We start from the raw sequence: 13,516 nt of genomic DNA, 5'->3' as shown, positions 1-13,516 counted from the left end.
GCGAGGCCTTGACGAACGCGTCAGGCAGACCCCGGACCGGACAGCAGGCCGCGTTCGACGGCGACCATCACCGCCCGCGTCCGGTCGTCGACGCCGAGCTTGGCGAACACCCGCACCAGGTGGGTCTTCACCGTCGCCTCGCCGATGAACAGCTCCCGGCCGATCTCGGCGTTGGTCAGCCCGCGAGCCACCCCGCCGAGCACCTGCAGCTCCCGGGCGGTCGGCGCCTCGACCGACGGCCCGCGCATCCGGGACAGCAGCTTGGCCGCCACCGGCGGCGCCAGCACCGTCTCCCCGCGGGCCGCGGCCCGCACGGCGTCGGCGAGCTGGGGCAGCGGCGCGTCCTTGAGCAGGTAGCCGGCCGCGCCGGCCTCCACCGCCCGCACGATGTCGGCGTCGGTGTCGTAGGTGGTCAGCACCAGCACCCGGACGCCGGGGTGCGCGGCGGTGATCCGGCCGGTCGCCGTCACGCCGTCCATCCGCGGCATCCGCAGGTCCATCAGGACGACGTCCGGCGCGTGCTCGGCCACCGCGGCCAGCGCCTCGAGGCCGTCGCCGGCCTCGCCCACGACCTCGAGGTCGGGCTGGGCGGCGAGCCAGCCGACCAGGCCACCGCGCACCACCGGGTGGTCGTCCACGACCAGGACGCGGGTCACCGGCCCGGCACCCGGACGGTCACGCGCGTCCCGCGGCCCGGGGCGGAGGCGACGTCGAGCGCCCCGCCCACCTCGGCGGCCCGGTCGCGCAGCCCGGCCAGGCCGAAGCCCGGCACACCGGCGGGGTCGAAGCCCACACCGTCGTCCTCGACGTGCACCGCCACGACCTCCCCGACCCGGCTGACCCGCAGCACCACCGCGCTCGCCCCGGCGTGCCGGCGGACGTTGGTCAGCGCCTCCTGCGCCCCGCGCAGCAGCACGACCTCCTGGCCACGGGTGAGGCCGGCCCCGGCGTCCCCGAGCGCCGCGGTGTCCAGCCGGGTGGCGAGCCCCGTCTCCCGGCCGAAACGCTCGGTCAGCCGCTCCAGGGCCTCGACCAGCGTCGCCGAGTCCAGCGCGACCGGGGCGAACGCCGCGACCATGGCGCGGGCCTCGGCGAGGTTGTCCCGGGCGACCTCCTCGATCAGCGCCACCCGCTCGGCCGCGGCACCGGGGCTCCCGGGCAGCTGGGCGGTCGCGGTCTGGGCCAGGACGACGATCGAGGTGAAGCCCTGCGCCAGGGTGTCGTGCACCTCCCGGGCCAGCCGCTCCCGCTCGGCGAGCACGCCCTGCGCGCGGTGCGCCTCGGCCAGCTCGGCGCGGGTGGCCTCCAGCGCGTGGACCAGCTCGGCCCGTTCCTCGCTGCGGGCCAGCACCGCGTGCACCCACAGGCCCATGGCCAGGCTGAACACCATCCCGACCAGCGTCTCCCCCGGCCCCCACAGCGGCTCGTCACCGCGGGCGAAGGCGACGAAGGGCCCCAGGGTGCTCGCGGCCGCCAGCACCAATGTCCACGCGACGCCGGCCAGCGTCGAGGGCACCAGGAACCAGACCATCGGGTAGGCCAGGAACATCAGGAACAGCAGCGAGGGCTCGATCCAGGCGACCACGCCGACCACGGCCACCAGCACCACCAGGTGGGCGGTCGCCCGGCGCGCGTCCCGGCTGACCAGCGCCGGACCGCCGAGCGCGACCCAGCTCAGCGCCAGGACGACGAGCGCGCCGACCAGCAGCCGGCGCGGGCCGCCGTCGGCGTCCACCACGACCGCGGCCCGCACCGGCGCCGTCCCGACCATCGCGGCGAAGGCGACGTGCCAGAGGACGACGACGGTCCGCCAGCCGCGCTCGGACACCGGAGCGCCGCCGTCCCCACGCCAGGTGGGCACGGCGGCGGTCCGGAGCCGGGAGCGCAGGCTCACCCGCGGACCCGGCGCCAGCGGAACGTGCGCACGCAGATCACGAGGCCGATGATCACCCATCCGGCCAGCACCAGGGCCGTCCTGCCGTGCTCCCACCCGCCGCCGACCTCGAACGCGCCGGCCGCCTCGGGCAAGAACGCCGACCGCAGCCCCTGCGTCATCCACTTCAGCGGCAGCAGCGCGGCCACCTGCTGCATCCAGCCGGCGAGCTCGGGGAAGGCGAAGAACACCCCGGAGAAGAACTGCAGCACGATGCCCAGCCCCAGCACCGTCGTCGACACCGACGACGCGCTCCCGCCCAGCCCGGACGCCGCGATGCCCAGCACCGTCCCGGCCAGCGCACCGAGCGCGACGACCCAGGCGGAGGTGACCCAGTGCCCGAGGTCGGCCGGCATCGGGACGTCGTAGCCGTACCGGGCCACCGGCAGCAGGACGGCGAGCTGCGCGGCCACCGTGACCAGCACCTGGCCGCCCTTGCCGGCGAAGTAGGACACCGGCGGGGTGCCCAGCAGCTGCAACCGCTCCAGCTGGCCGCTCTCCCGCTCCCCGGCGATCGAGGTCGCCACCGCGGTGAAGCTGATCAGCATGATCCCGGTCGCGGCGATGCCGGGCAGGAAGTACTGCGCGAACGGGACCCCGCCGGGTGCGGTGTCCTCGCCCAGCAGCGACGCGAAGACCACCAGCATCACCACCGGGTAGACGAAGGTGAACACCATCAGCTGCCGCTCGCGGGCGAACAGCCGCAGCTCCAGGCCGGTGCGCGCCAGCGCGATCCGGGCGGCGGACGGCGGGGTGGTCGTGAGCGTGGTGGTCACAGGTCTCCTCCGGGGGTGGCGCCGACGAGGGCCAGGTAGACGTCCTCGAGGGTCGGGCGGGTGACGGTGAGCCCGGGGACCTCGCCGTGCGGACGGGCGGCGAGCAGGTCGCGCAGGACGGCGGCCGGGGTCTCGGTGCGGACCTCCCGGCGGACGCCGGCCTCGGTCCAGCCCACGGTGGTGACCCGGCGCAGCGGCGCGCCCAGCTCGCCGGGGGCGGCCACGTCGACCAGCCGGCCGCCGGAGACGACGCCCACCCGGTCGGCCAGCTCGGCGGCCTCGTCGAGGTAGTGCGTGGTGAGCAGCACCGTGGTGCCGGCGTCGCGCAGGCCGCGGACCAGCGACCAGAACCGGCGGCGGGCCACCGGGTCCATGCCGGTGGTCGGCTCGTCGAGGAACACCAGGTCCGGGTCGCCCTGCACGCCGAGGGCCACCGCCAGCCGGCGCCGCTGCCCGCCGGACAGGCCGCTCACCCGGACGCCGGCCCGGTCGGTCAGGCCCACCGCGTCGAGCAGGTCCGCCGTCGGGCGGGCCTTCGCGTGGTAGGCCGCGAAGTGGTCGAGGGTCTCCCGGACCGTGAGCGCCTGGCCGGCCGGCTCGCCCTGGCCGACCACCCCGATCCGGGCCCGCCAGGCGCGGCCGGCGCGGGCCGGGTCCTCGCCCAGCACGCTCACCGTGCCGGCGTCGCGCCGTAGCACGCCCAGCAGCAGCTCGATCGTCGTCGTCTTGCCCGCGCCGTTGGGCCCGAGCAGCGCGAAGCACTCGCCGCGCCGGACGTCCAGGTCCAGCCCGTCCAACACCGTCGTCCCGCCGTAGCGCTTGACCAGCCCGCGGACCGTCACGGCCGGCGCGTCGCCGGTGCGCACGGGCGGCGGGGCCACCTCTGTCGTCGTCATGCCCCGAGCCTGTCGCCGGCGCGGGCCTCGCGGGACCGCCGGACCGTGGGTCCGCCGTCCACCGGTCGATGGACACCGCCCTGTCCGAAAACCGCCAGTCCCGGTGGCGCGGCGGTGCCATGCTCGTGCCGTGACCCCGACCCCGGCCCTGGACGCGGAGCGCTGCTACCGCGCCGTCGCCGGCCGCGACCCGCGCTTCGACGGCTGGTTCGTCACCGCGGTGCGCAGCACCGGCATCTACTGCCGGCCCTCGTGCCCGGCGCGCACGCCGCTGGAGCGCAACGTCACCTTCCACAGCACCGCGGCCGCCGCGCAGGCCGCCGGCTTCCGCGCCTGCCGCCGCTGCCGCCCGGACGCCGTCCCGGGCTCGCCGGAGTGGGACGTGCGCGCCGACGTCGTCGCCCGGGCCATGCGGCTGGTGGCCGACGGCGAGGTCGAGCGCACCGGGGTGGGCGGGCTCGCCGCCCGGCTCGGCTACTCGGAACGCCAGCTGCACCGGCTGCTCACCGGTGAGCTCGGCGTCGGCCCGCTCGCGCTGGCCCGGGCGCAGCGCGCCCAGACCGCCCGGCTGCTCATCGAGACCACCCGGCTGCCGATGGCCGACGTCGCCTTCGCCGCGGGCTTCGCCAGCATCCGGCAGTTCAACGACACCGTGCGGTCGGTGTTCGGGACCACGCCCTCGGCGCTGCGCCCTGCCACCCCGCGCACCGAGGGCGGCGCCCCCGGCTGGCTGACCCTGCGGCTGGCCGCCCGCGCCCCGTTCGCCGCCGACGAGGTGCTCTCGTTCCTCGGCGCGCACGCCGTCCCCGGCCTCGAGGAGTGGGACGGGACGACGTTCTCCCGGGTGCTCGACCTGCCGCACGGACCGGCCGTCGTCCGGCTCTCCCCCGGCGCCGGCGCCTCGGTGACCGCCCGGCTGCGGCTGACCGAGCTGCGTGACCTCGGCGTCGCGGTGGCCCGCTGCCGGCGGCTGCTGGACCTCGACGCCGACCCGGCCGCGGTCGACGCGGTGCTCGGTGCCGACCCGGCCCTCGCCGACCTGGTCACCGGCGCCCCCGGCCGCCGGGTGCCCACCGGCGTGGACGCCGGCGAGGTCGCGGTGCGCGCCGTGCTGGGGCAGCAGGTGTCCGTGGCCGGCGCCCGCACCCTCACCGCCCGGCTGCTGCCGCTGGCCGGCCGGCCGCTGCCGGAGCCGGTCGGCACGCTCACCCATGCCTTCCCCCGGGCCGCCGACCTCGCCGGGGCCGACCTGTCGACCGTCGGGCTCACCGGCGCCCGGCGGCGCACCGTGGGCACCCTCGCCACCGCGCTGGCCGTCGGCACCGTGACGCTCGGCCCCGGCGCCGACCGCGACGAGGCCAGCCGGTCGCTGCTCGCGCTGCCCGGCATCGGCCCCTGGACGGCGGCGCTGGTCGCGATGCGCGGCCTGGCCGACCCCGACGTCTGGCTGCCCGGCGACCTGGCCCTGCGCCGCAGTCTCGCCGCCCTGGGCAGCTCCGACGCCGACGCCGCCGCGCGCTGGCAGCCGTGGCGCTCCTACGCGGTGATGCACCTGTGGGCGCTCGCCGTGCCAGCCCTCTTCACCCGTCCCCTCGATCGGAGTCCGTCGTGAGCCGCACCGCGATGAGCACAGCCCGGTACGCCACCGTGAGCACCCCGCCCGGCCCGTTCAGCGTCCTGGTCGCCCCCGGGCCGGACGGCGGGGACGTCGTCCTGGCCAGCGGGTGGACCGACGACGTGGGCGACCTGCTGGCGGTGGTGCACCGCTCCCTGCGGCCCGACGGGCTGGAGCGCGCCGACACCCTGCCCGTGCTCGACGTGGTCGCCGCCTTCGGCGACGGGGAGCTCGCGGCGATCGACACGGTGCCGGTGCGGCAGCGGTCCGGGCCGTTCCTCACCGACGCCTGGGAGGTGCTGCGCACCGTCCCGCCCGGCGAGCCCGACACCTACGCCGCGTTCGCCGCCCGCTGCGGGCGCCCCTCGGCCGTGCGGGCCGCCGCCGGGGCCTGCGCGCGCAACGCCGCCGCGCTGTTCGTGCCGTGCCACCGGGTGCTGGCCACCGGCGGCGGGCTCGGCGGCTTCCGCTGGGGCACCCCGGTCAAGCGCTGGCTGCTCGACCACGAGGCCGCGCACGCGTCGACGTCGGTGTAGCGGCCCGCGCCTGCCGGGAACTGTCGGTGGGCTGTTGCACCCTGGTCGGCATGGACGCCGCCTCCCTGCTGCTCGGGCTCCTCGTCGGCGCGCTGCTGGGCGTGGCGATCACCCTCGGCGTGGTCGCGCTGCGCAGCCGGCAGCCCGCGGCGCCCGACGCGCTGGAGCCGGTGCACGAGTCGCTCGACCACCTGCACCGGGTGCTCGCCGGCATCGAGCGCGACCGCGCCACCGCCCACGGCGAGCTGCGCGAGCAGGTCGGCACCATCGGCCAGACGTCGGCCCTGCTGCGCCAGGAGACCGCCGCGCTGGTCACCGCGCTCCGCACCCCGCACGTGCGCGGCCGCTGGGGCGAGCTGCAGCTGCGCCGGGTGGTCGAGGTGGCCGGGCTGCTGGAGCACTGCGACTTCGTCGAGCAGCCCTCGGGCACCACCGAGGACGGCGCCCGGGTGCGGCCGGACCTGGTGGTCACCCTCGCCGACGGCCGGCAGGTGATCGTCGACGCCAAGGTGCCCTTCACCGGCTACATCGAGGCCGTGCAGGCCACCGACCAGACCGTGCGCGCCCAGAAGGTCGCCGACCACGCCCGGCAGCTGCGTGCCCACGTCGACGTCCTGGCCTCCCGCCACTACCCGAGCGCCTTCGGCTCGGCGGCGCCGTTCACGGTGCTGTTCGTCCCCTCCGACGGCTTCCTCACCACCGCGCTGGAGGCCGAGCCGGCGCTGCTGGAGCACGGCTTCGCCCGCGACGTCATCATCGCCACCCCCAGCACGCTGCTCGCGCTGCTGCGCACCGTCGCCTACTCCTGGCGCCAGGAGCGGCTGGCCCAGGACGCGGCCGCCGTGCTCGAGGTCGGCCGCACGGTGCACGCCCGGCTGAGCACGCTCTCGGGCCACCTCACCCGGCTGGGGTCGGCGCTGGGCGCCACGCTCACCCGCTACAACGAGACCCTCGGCTCCTACGAGCGGTCGGTGCTGGTGGCGACCCGCCGCTTCGACGACCTCGGCGTCGCCGGCAGCCCGGTCCCGACCCCCACCCCGGTCGAGGGGGCCGTGCGGGTGCTCCGCTCGGCCGCCGACGACGGCACCGACCGCGAGCTCGGCGACGCCGGGCCGTCCCCCGACGACCGGCGCACCGGCGAACTGCCGGTCCACGCCACCTCCGGGCCCGTCGCGCCGACCTCCGCGCCGCTGGCCGGCCGGGCCGTCCCGGTCACCGAGCTGCCCGCGGTCCCCGCACCGGCGCGGCACACCGTGAGCTGGCAGGGCAGCGACAGCTGACCCACCGCGTCGGCGGCACGGCATGTGACCGGCGCCTCTCCCGGGCCGGCCGGGCCGACCGGCTGCCGCGTGGGCGGGGCTGGTGGGACGGTTGGGGCGCGGTTCTGCACATCCCCACACCCGCACCGGCCGACACCGGCGACATCTGACCCGCCGAGTCGCCGAGGTGCGGCGTCTACTCAGGGAGGGCCGATACCGTGGCCCGACCCGGTGGTGCACTGAGGTGCTCCACCGTCGAGGAGGAGGTGCACCATCGCTCCGGTCACTGTCAGTGCCAGGCGGGAGGACGCCGTGCGTGCAGAACGCAGCGAGGCCGGTCAGGCCTCGGGGCGCGGCTACCCGTCGCCCCGCTCCGGGGGTGGGCCGTCGCGCGACCGCGCACCCCGCCCGCCGCAGGGCCGTCCCCCGGTGCCCGCCGACCCCCGCCGGGGCGGCCACCCGGGCGAGCAGCGCCGTTCCTCCGCTCCCCCCGCAGCCTCCGCCCGCGACGGGCGGCGCACCGGGTCCTCGGCGACCAGCCGGCGCATCGAGCCGGCCGCGGGCCCGCGGGTGCACGGTGCGGTCGCGGTCCTGGGCGTCTTCCTGGTCACCCTGCTCGCCGCCGGGCTGGACTCGTTCCTCGGCTCCGGCCTCGGTCTGGTCACCGTCGTCGCGCTCACCGCCAGCACCGTCGTCGCCGCGCTGGTCACCCGCCGGCGCGACCTGCTGACCGTGGTCGTCGCCCCGCCGCTGGTGTACGTGCTCGTGGCGGTCGTCAACGTCGCGCTGGCCCCCGCGGCCACGCTGAGCCTGCCCTCGCTGGCCACCCTGCTCGTGCGCGGCTTCCCCGCCATGGGCGTGGCCACCGGCGCCGCCGTCGTCGTCGCGCTGTTCCGGCTGGCCAGCCGCCGCTGACCCCACCGCACGCAGGAAGGGCCGGCACCCACCCGGGTGCCGGCCCTTCCTGCGTCCGGGCCCCCGTCGCGGGGGCCGGTGCGTCAGGCCTTCTCGTCGACCGCGAGCGCCGCGCGGCGGGTCTTCAGTTCGTGCGGCAGGGCGAACACCAGCCGCTCCTCGGCCGCCTTCACCGTCTCGACGTCCGGGTAGCCGCGGGCGGCGAGCCAGTCGAGCACCTCGCTGACCAGGACCTCCGGCACCGAGGCGCCGCTGCTCAGGCCCACGGTCTGCACGCCCTCGAGCCAGGCCTCGTCGATCTCGGAGGCGAAGTCGACCAGGTGCGCGTCGCGGGCACCGGCCTCCAGCGCCACCTCGACCAGGCGCACCGAGTTCGAGGAGTTCGTCGACCCGACCACCAGCACCAGGTCGCACTCGGCGGCCATCTGCTTCACGGCCTGCTGGCGGTTCTGCGTGGCGTAGCAGATGTCGTCACTGGGCGGGCTCTGCAGACCGGGGAACCGGGCCTTCAGCGCGTCCACCTTCGACAGCGTCTCGTCGACCGACAGCGTGGTCTGCGACAGCCAGACGACCTTCTCCGGGTCGCGCACCTGCACGTTGGCGATGTCCTCGGCGTCGTCGACGAGCTGGGTGTGGGCCGGGGCCTCGCCCATCGTGCCCTCGACCTCCTCGTGCCCGCGGTGGCCGATCAGCAGGATGTCGTAGTCGTCCTTGGCGAACCGCTTGGCCTCCATGTGCACCTTGGTGACCAGCGGGCACGTGGCGTCGATCGTGGTGAGCGAGCGCTCGCGCGCCTGCTCCTTGACCGCCGGGGAGACCCCGTGGGCGCTGAAGACGACGACCGCGCCCTCGGGCACCTCGTCGGTCTCGTCGACGAACACCGCGCCGCGGCGCTCCAGGGTGGCCACGACGTGCTTGTTGTGGACGATCTGCTTGCGGACGTAGACCGGCGCTCCGTGGATCTCCAGCGCCTTCTCCACCGCGATCACCGCCCGGTCGACGCCGGCACAGTAGCCCCGGGGGTCGGCCAGCAGGACGCGTCCGCGCGGTTCAGCCATGCCCCCATCGTAGGTGCGTCCCGGGACCTGCGACGGCACCGACGAGTGGCGGGCGTCTCGTCGTGGTGCCGGAGAAGCCCAGGTGGGGCACGCTGAGGGCATGGCTCGAGAGATCCCCGAGGCGGTCCGCGCTGCCGCCGGACTGGCCGCCACCGTCCTGGACGAGGCCCGCAAGCTGCCCGAGACCCTCCCCGGGCTGCCGGTGCGGCTCATCGGGCTGGCCCTGCAGTCGTCGCTGAAGCTGCAGCAGCAGTACTCCGGGCTGGTCGCGCGGGGTGACGAGCTGCTCGACGGGCTGGTCGGCGGCAACGACGCCGGCCTGGCCACCTTCGACGACGACGACGACGACCTCCCCGCGGCCCCGGCCGGGTCCGCGGGGCTGCGCACCTCGGCCTTCGACCTGGTCGAGGAGGACCCGGAGGAGGCCGCCGAGCTCGACGCCGAGGAGCTCGCCGACGCCGACCTGGTCGACGAGCAGCTGGTGGCCGAGGAGCTCGCCGACGAGCTGGCCGGCGCCGATCCCGCGGACGTCTCCCCCGACGACCCGCCCGCGGAGGTCTCCGCCGCGGCGCTCATCGAGGCCATCGCCGAGGACGACGCGGAGCTCTCCCCCGCCGACGTCGCCGCGCTGCCCGAGGACCCGGAGGCCGACGCGATCACCGCCGTCGTCGACGAGCTGGCCGCGGAGGTGGCCGACGAGGTCGCCGCCGAGGTGCCCGACGCCGTCCCGGACGAGGTCCTCGAGGACCTCACCGCGGACGCGGTCACCGACGCCGCCGAGGACGAGGAGGCCGTCGAGGAGGCGGTCGCCGAGGAGCTGATCGCCGACGCGGTGGTCGGCGGCACCCCGCCCGAGGACACCCCGACGCTGTTCGGCGACGCCGCGGACGGCCCGGCGGACGTCGAGGTCGACACGACCGTCGCCGGTGTGCCCGCCCTGGACCCGTCGGCCGGGGACGTCCCCGCCGTCTCCGCCGTGGACACCCCCGCCGGCGACAGCGACACCGACAGCGGCTCCGGCGACACCGGGGGCGAGGTCCTCACCACCGCGGACGGCGCCGACGAGGCCGTCGAGCAGCCGGCGGACGAGCCCGCGGCGGCGGACGCGGAACCGGCGCCGGCCAGCCCGGTCGAGGGCTATGACGCGTTCAGCATCCCGGCGCTGCGCGGGCACCTGCGGGCCTACCCGGCCGAGACGGTGGCCGACCTGCTCGACTACGAGCGCGCCACCCGGGCCCGCGCCCCGTACGTGACGCTGCTGCAGAACCGCCTGGAGAAGCTCAGCGCCGACCGCGGCTGAGCGCCCCGGCCGCCGGGCCGGCCCCACCGCCCCGTGCGGGGCCGGCCGGTGAGCTGCCAGGATCGGGCACCGCCCGGCACGACGCAGCCGGCCACCGAGCGGGAGGCACCAGTGAGCGACAGCAGGGGCAGCTCCGCCGCGCCCGGACGGCGGCGACGGACCGGGCTGCGGGTGCTGCTGGCGCTGCTGGTGCTGGCGCTCGTGGCCGGCGTCGTCCTGGTGGTGCGGGAGGTCCGCTCCCCCGCCGCCGTGCCGACGGCCACTCCGACGTCCCCTCCGGCAGCACCGACGTCGGCCACGCCCACACCCACACCCACGGCCACGGCCACACCCACGCCGTCCTCCAGCACCCCGGCCGAGCCGACCTTCGACCGTGCCCGGCTCTCCCTCGACGACCCGACCAGCAGCTGGGTGGTCGTCAACAAGGCGCGGCCGCTGTCCCCCGTCGACCACGTCCCGACCGACCTGGTGTCCCTGGGTGGCCGGTACCAGCTGCGGGCCGAGGCCGCCCAGGCGATGCAGGCCATGCTCGCCGGTGCCGCGGCCGACGGGCTGACCGTCACCGTGCAGAGCGCCTACCGCTCCTACGACTACCAGGTGGACCTCTTCCGGGCGCAGGTCGCGCGCTTCGGGGAGGAACAGGCCGAGATCCAGGTGGCCCGCCCCGGCACCAGCGAGCACCAGACCGGGCTGGCCGCCGACGTCGGCGGCGGCGGGTGCGACATCGACCGCTGCTTCGGCGCCAACGAGGAGGGCCGCTGGGTGGCCGCCCACGCGGCCGAGTACGGGTACGTCGTCCGCTACCCCGAGGGGGAGACCGACGTCACCGGCTACCGGTACGAGCCCTGGCACGTGCGCTACGTCGGGGTGGAGCTGGCCACCGAACTGCAGCGCACCGGGACGGCGACCCTGGAGGAGTTCTTCGGCCTCCCGCCCGCTCCCGACTACCCCGGCTGAGGAAGGACCCCGGAGCCGGACGTCCGACCGCAGTGGCAGGCTCGGGGCGTGACGAGTCCCTCCTCCCCGGAGCAGCCGTGGCCGGTGCGCACGGTCTCCCGCAAGGTCGCCGAGTGGATCGGCCGGCTCGGTGAGGTGTGGGTCGAGGGGCAGGTCGCCCAGCTGTCCCGGCGCGGCAACGCCGCCACCGTCTTCCTCACCCTGCGCGACCCGGCCGCCGACCTGTCCATCCCGGTCACGTGCCCCCGGGAGGTGGCCGACCGGCCCGGGCTGGAGCTGACCGAGGGCGCGCGGGTCGTCGTCCGCGCCCGCCCCGACTACTACGTGGCCCGGGGCTCGTTCTCGCTGCGCGCCACCGAGATCCGCGCCGTCGGGCTGGGTGAGCTGCTCGCCCGGATCGAGCGGATCCGCCGGCTGCTGGCCGCCGAGGGCCTGTTCGACGTCGCCCGCAAGCGCCCGCTGCCCTTCGCCCCCGCCGTCGTCGGGGTGATCACCGGCCGGGAGAGCGCCGCCGAGCGGGACGTGCTGGTCACCGCCCGCCGCCGCTGGCCCGCCGTCCGGTTCACGGTGCACAACTGCGCGACCCAGGGTCCGACCGCCGCGGAGTCGGTGATCGCCGGGCTGCGCAGGCTCGACGCCGACCCGGCCGTCGAGGTGATCGTCATCGCCCGCGGCGGCGGCTCGGTCGAGGACCTGCTGCCCTTCTCCGACGAGGGGCTGGTGCGCGCCATCGCCGCCGCCCGCACCCCGGTGGTCACCGCCGTCGGGCACGAGACCGACACGACGCTGGTCGACCACGTCGCCGACGTCCGGGCGGCCACCCCGACCGACGCCGCGCACCGGATCGTGCCCGAGATCGGTGAGCAGCGGCGGCTGGTCGAGGGCCTCCGGGCCCGCGCCCGGCACCTGCTCGGCAGCCGGCTGGACCAGCAGGAGCGCTGGCTGGAGCAGGTGCGCAGCCGGCCGGTGCTCGCCGAGCCGCAGCGCCTGCTGGCCGGCCGGGCCGACGACGTCGACGGCCTGCGCGCCCGGGCGACCCGCACGCTCACCCACCGCATCGAGGTCGCCGAGCGCGACCTGGCGCACGCGCGGGCGCAGGTGACCGCGCTGTCGCCGGCGGCGACCCTGGAGCGCGGCTACGCGGTGGTGCAGCGGGCCGACGGCGCCCTGGTCCGCGACCCCGCCGGGGTGGGCGACGACGAGCGGCTGCAGGTGCGCGTCGCCGGCGGGCGGCTGCCGGTGCGCGTCGACCGGGCGGCCACCGGGGAGGATGGGACACCGTGAGCACTCCCGAGCCCGCGTCCGCCGAGCCCACCCAGACCTACGAGCAGGCCCGCGAGGAGCTCGCCGACGTGGTGCGCCGGCTGGAGACCGGCGGGCTGACCCTCGAGGAGTCGCTGGCGCTGTGGGAACGCGGCGAGCAGCTGGCCGAGGTGTGCCAGCACTGGCTGGACCGCGCCCGCGAGCGGCTGGCCGCCGCCGCGCCCACCGAGGACTGACGCCGGACCCTCCTGCGGGGCCGGACTACGGGGCGTACGGCTCCAGCGAGCCGGCGAGGGTGCCCAGCTCGTCGTCCCCGGCCGAGCCGGTGACCAGCAGGGTCGCGCCCTCGTCGTCGCGGGTGAGGGCGGTCTCGCCACGCGCGGTGGTGCGGCGCTGCCAGGTCTGCCCGTCGATGTCGGCGGTGCCCGCGTCGGTGGCCCCGGCCAGGACGTCGTCCAGGGCGGGGTCGCGCGGGTCGTCGCTGACCACGTAGGCGGCGTACTCCTCGCCGGGGGTGAACCAGCCGATCTGCAGGGTCACCGGATCGCCGGCGGAGGCCGATCCGGCGTTGGTGCGCACGCTGGTGGGCCGCCACCCGTCGGACAGCCCGCGGGGCACCAGCAGGGGGTAGCTCGCCAGCTCCGCCGCCGTGCGCTCGGAGCTGGTCGTGTCGACCTCGCGCACCGGGTCGCTGCGGCTGGCCCGCAGGGCGGGGAACGCCACGAGCACCAGGCAGATGAGGACCAGCGGCCCCAGCGAGCGCAGCATGTTGGCGGCGGTGAAGCGCTGCATCCGCTGCACCGACGACGACGTGGGCGGTGCCGCCGCCGGCTCTCCGGCAGCGGTCGCGCCGGACGTGTCGTGCGGGACAGCACCCGAGGGGCTGCTGGGGACCTGCTCGCCGGGGTGCTGGGCGGGCCGGCCGGGATCGGTCATGCCCCTAGGATCGCAGCACCGCTCCCCCCGGCGCCGACAGCGTCGCCGGGCAGCCCCCCGGAGGTCCTGTGT

14 protein-coding genes are annotated in these 13,516 nt (G+C 76.8%); 8 read left to right on the top strand and 6 right to left on the bottom strand.

What is annotated here, in order from left to right:
- Nucleotides 1-20 precede the first annotated feature (20 nt).
- From ACGBYP_RS00410 to ACGBYP_RS00395, 4 genes are read right to left on the bottom strand one after another with little or no spacing between them, the layout of a single operon-like run.
- Nucleotides 21-656, bottom strand: coding sequence for a response regulator (locus ACGBYP_RS00410; protein WP_411581288.1), 636 nt, complete (start codon nt 654-656; stop codon nt 21-23).
- Entirely contained in the window at nt 653-1,894 is a 1,242-nt protein-coding gene (locus ACGBYP_RS00405) for a sensor histidine kinase (protein ID WP_411581287.1), read from the bottom strand. The genes ACGBYP_RS00410 and ACGBYP_RS00405 overlap by 4 nt, the downstream gene beginning before the upstream one ends.
- Nucleotides 1,891-2,709 carry an ABC transporter permease gene (locus tag ACGBYP_RS00400; RefSeq protein WP_411581286.1) on the bottom strand — a complete coding sequence of 273 codons (819 nt, stop codon included), beginning with the start codon at nt 2,707-2,709 and terminating at the stop codon, nt 1,891-1,893. Before ACGBYP_RS00400 ends, ACGBYP_RS00405 begins: the two co-directional genes overlap by 4 nt.
- Nucleotides 2,706-3,605 (bottom strand): ABC transporter ATP-binding protein, encoded by a 900-nt coding sequence (locus tag ACGBYP_RS00395; RefSeq protein WP_411581285.1) that lies wholly within the window; start codon nt 3,603-3,605, stop codon nt 2,706-2,708. The genes ACGBYP_RS00400 and ACGBYP_RS00395 overlap by 4 nt, the downstream gene beginning before the upstream one ends.
- Nucleotides 3,606-3,735: 130 nt before the next feature.
- On the opposite strand from ACGBYP_RS00395, the gene ACGBYP_RS00390 reads away from it, so the two are divergent.
- From ACGBYP_RS00390 to ACGBYP_RS00375, 4 genes are all read left to right on the top strand, one after another.
- Entirely contained in the window at nt 3,736-5,217 is a 1,482-nt protein-coding gene (locus tag ACGBYP_RS00390) for an AlkA N-terminal domain-containing protein (RefSeq protein ID WP_411581284.1), read from the top strand.
- The gene (locus tag ACGBYP_RS00385; RefSeq protein WP_411581283.1) at nt 5,214-5,756 is read left to right on the top strand and encodes a methylated-DNA--[protein]-cysteine S-methyltransferase; all 543 of its coding nucleotides are present in this window, start codon (nt 5,214-5,216) and stop codon (nt 5,754-5,756) included. The genes ACGBYP_RS00390 and ACGBYP_RS00385 overlap by 4 nt, the downstream gene beginning before the upstream one ends.
- Nucleotides 5,757-5,806: 50 nt before the next feature.
- A complete protein-coding gene (locus ACGBYP_RS00380; RefSeq protein ID WP_411581282.1) occupies nt 5,807-7,036 on the top strand; it encodes a DNA recombination protein RmuC in 1,230 nt (409 codons plus the stop codon).
- Nucleotides 7,037-7,444: 408 nt separating this feature from the next.
- Nucleotides 7,445-7,930: a DUF6542 domain-containing protein gene (locus tag ACGBYP_RS00375; RefSeq protein WP_411581281.1), complete on the top strand. Its 486-nt coding sequence runs from the start codon at nt 7,445-7,447 to the stop codon at nt 7,928-7,930.
- A gap of 83 nt (nt 7,931-8,013) precedes the next feature.
- On the opposite strand, the gene ACGBYP_RS00370 is transcribed toward ACGBYP_RS00375, so the two are convergent.
- Nucleotides 8,014-8,988 (bottom strand): 4-hydroxy-3-methylbut-2-enyl diphosphate reductase, encoded by a 975-nt coding sequence (locus ACGBYP_RS00370; protein WP_411581280.1) that lies wholly within the window; start codon nt 8,986-8,988, stop codon nt 8,014-8,016.
- Nucleotides 8,989-9,088: 100 nt separating this feature from the next.
- On the opposite strand from ACGBYP_RS00370, the gene ACGBYP_RS00365 reads away from it, so the two are divergent.
- The 4 genes from ACGBYP_RS00365 (at nt 9,089) to ACGBYP_RS00350 (ending at nt 12,744) form a co-directional block, all read left to right on the top strand.
- A complete protein-coding gene (locus ACGBYP_RS00365; RefSeq protein WP_411581279.1) occupies nt 9,089-10,288 on the top strand; it encodes a hypothetical protein in 1,200 nt (399 codons plus the stop codon).
- Between the two features lie 111 nt (nt 10,289-10,399).
- A complete protein-coding gene (locus ACGBYP_RS00360; protein WP_411581278.1) occupies nt 10,400-11,245 on the top strand; it encodes a D-alanyl-D-alanine carboxypeptidase family protein in 846 nt (281 codons plus the stop codon).
- Nucleotides 11,246-11,293: 48 nt separating this feature from the next.
- Nucleotides 11,294-12,529 carry an exodeoxyribonuclease VII large subunit gene (xseA, locus tag ACGBYP_RS00355; RefSeq protein ID WP_411581277.1) on the top strand — a complete coding sequence of 412 codons (1,236 nt, stop codon included), beginning with the start codon at nt 11,294-11,296 and terminating at the stop codon, nt 12,527-12,529.
- Nucleotides 12,526-12,744 (top strand): exodeoxyribonuclease VII small subunit, encoded by a 219-nt coding sequence (locus tag ACGBYP_RS00350; protein ID WP_411581276.1) that lies wholly within the window; start codon nt 12,526-12,528, stop codon nt 12,742-12,744. Before xseA ends, ACGBYP_RS00350 begins: the two co-directional genes overlap by 4 nt.
- A gap of 25 nt (nt 12,745-12,769) precedes the next feature.
- Here ACGBYP_RS00350 and ACGBYP_RS00345 read toward each other — a convergent pair whose 3' ends face one another.
- The gene (locus ACGBYP_RS00345) at nt 12,770-13,444 is read right to left on the bottom strand and encodes a DUF4245 domain-containing protein (protein ID WP_411581275.1); all 675 of its coding nucleotides are present in this window, start codon (nt 13,442-13,444) and stop codon (nt 12,770-12,772) included.
- Nucleotides 13,445-13,516: the final 72 nt, after the last annotated feature.

The sequence above is a fragment of the Modestobacter sp. SSW1-42 genome (assembly GCF_046635825.1).
Lineage (GTDB): Bacteria > Actinomycetota > Actinomycetes > Mycobacteriales > Geodermatophilaceae > Modestobacter.
The sequence above is the reverse complement of the archived record's forward strand: the minus strand, read 5'-3'. Positions and strand labels throughout refer to the sequence as shown.

What these genes read in the sequence shown, in the direction of transcription:
- ACGBYP_RS00395 (WP_411581285.1), bottom strand. Translation starts at nt 3,605, where the DNA reads ATGACGACGACAGAGGTGGCCCCGCCGCCCGTGCGCACCGGCGACGCG.
- ACGBYP_RS00380 (WP_411581282.1), top strand. Translation starts at nt 5,807, where the DNA reads ATGGACGCCGCCTCCCTGCTGCTCGGGCTCCTCGTCGGCGCGCTGCTG.
- ACGBYP_RS00370 (WP_411581280.1), bottom strand. Translation starts at nt 8,988, where the DNA reads ATGGCTGAACCGCGCGGACGCGTCCTGCTGGCCGACCCCCGGGGCTAC.
- ACGBYP_RS00365 (WP_411581279.1), top strand. Translation starts at nt 9,089, where the DNA reads ATGGCTCGAGAGATCCCCGAGGCGGTCCGCGCTGCCGCCGGACTGGCC.
- ACGBYP_RS00345 (WP_411581275.1), bottom strand. Translation starts at nt 13,444, where the DNA reads ATGACCGATCCCGGCCGGCCCGCCCAGCACCCCGGCGAGCAGGTCCCC.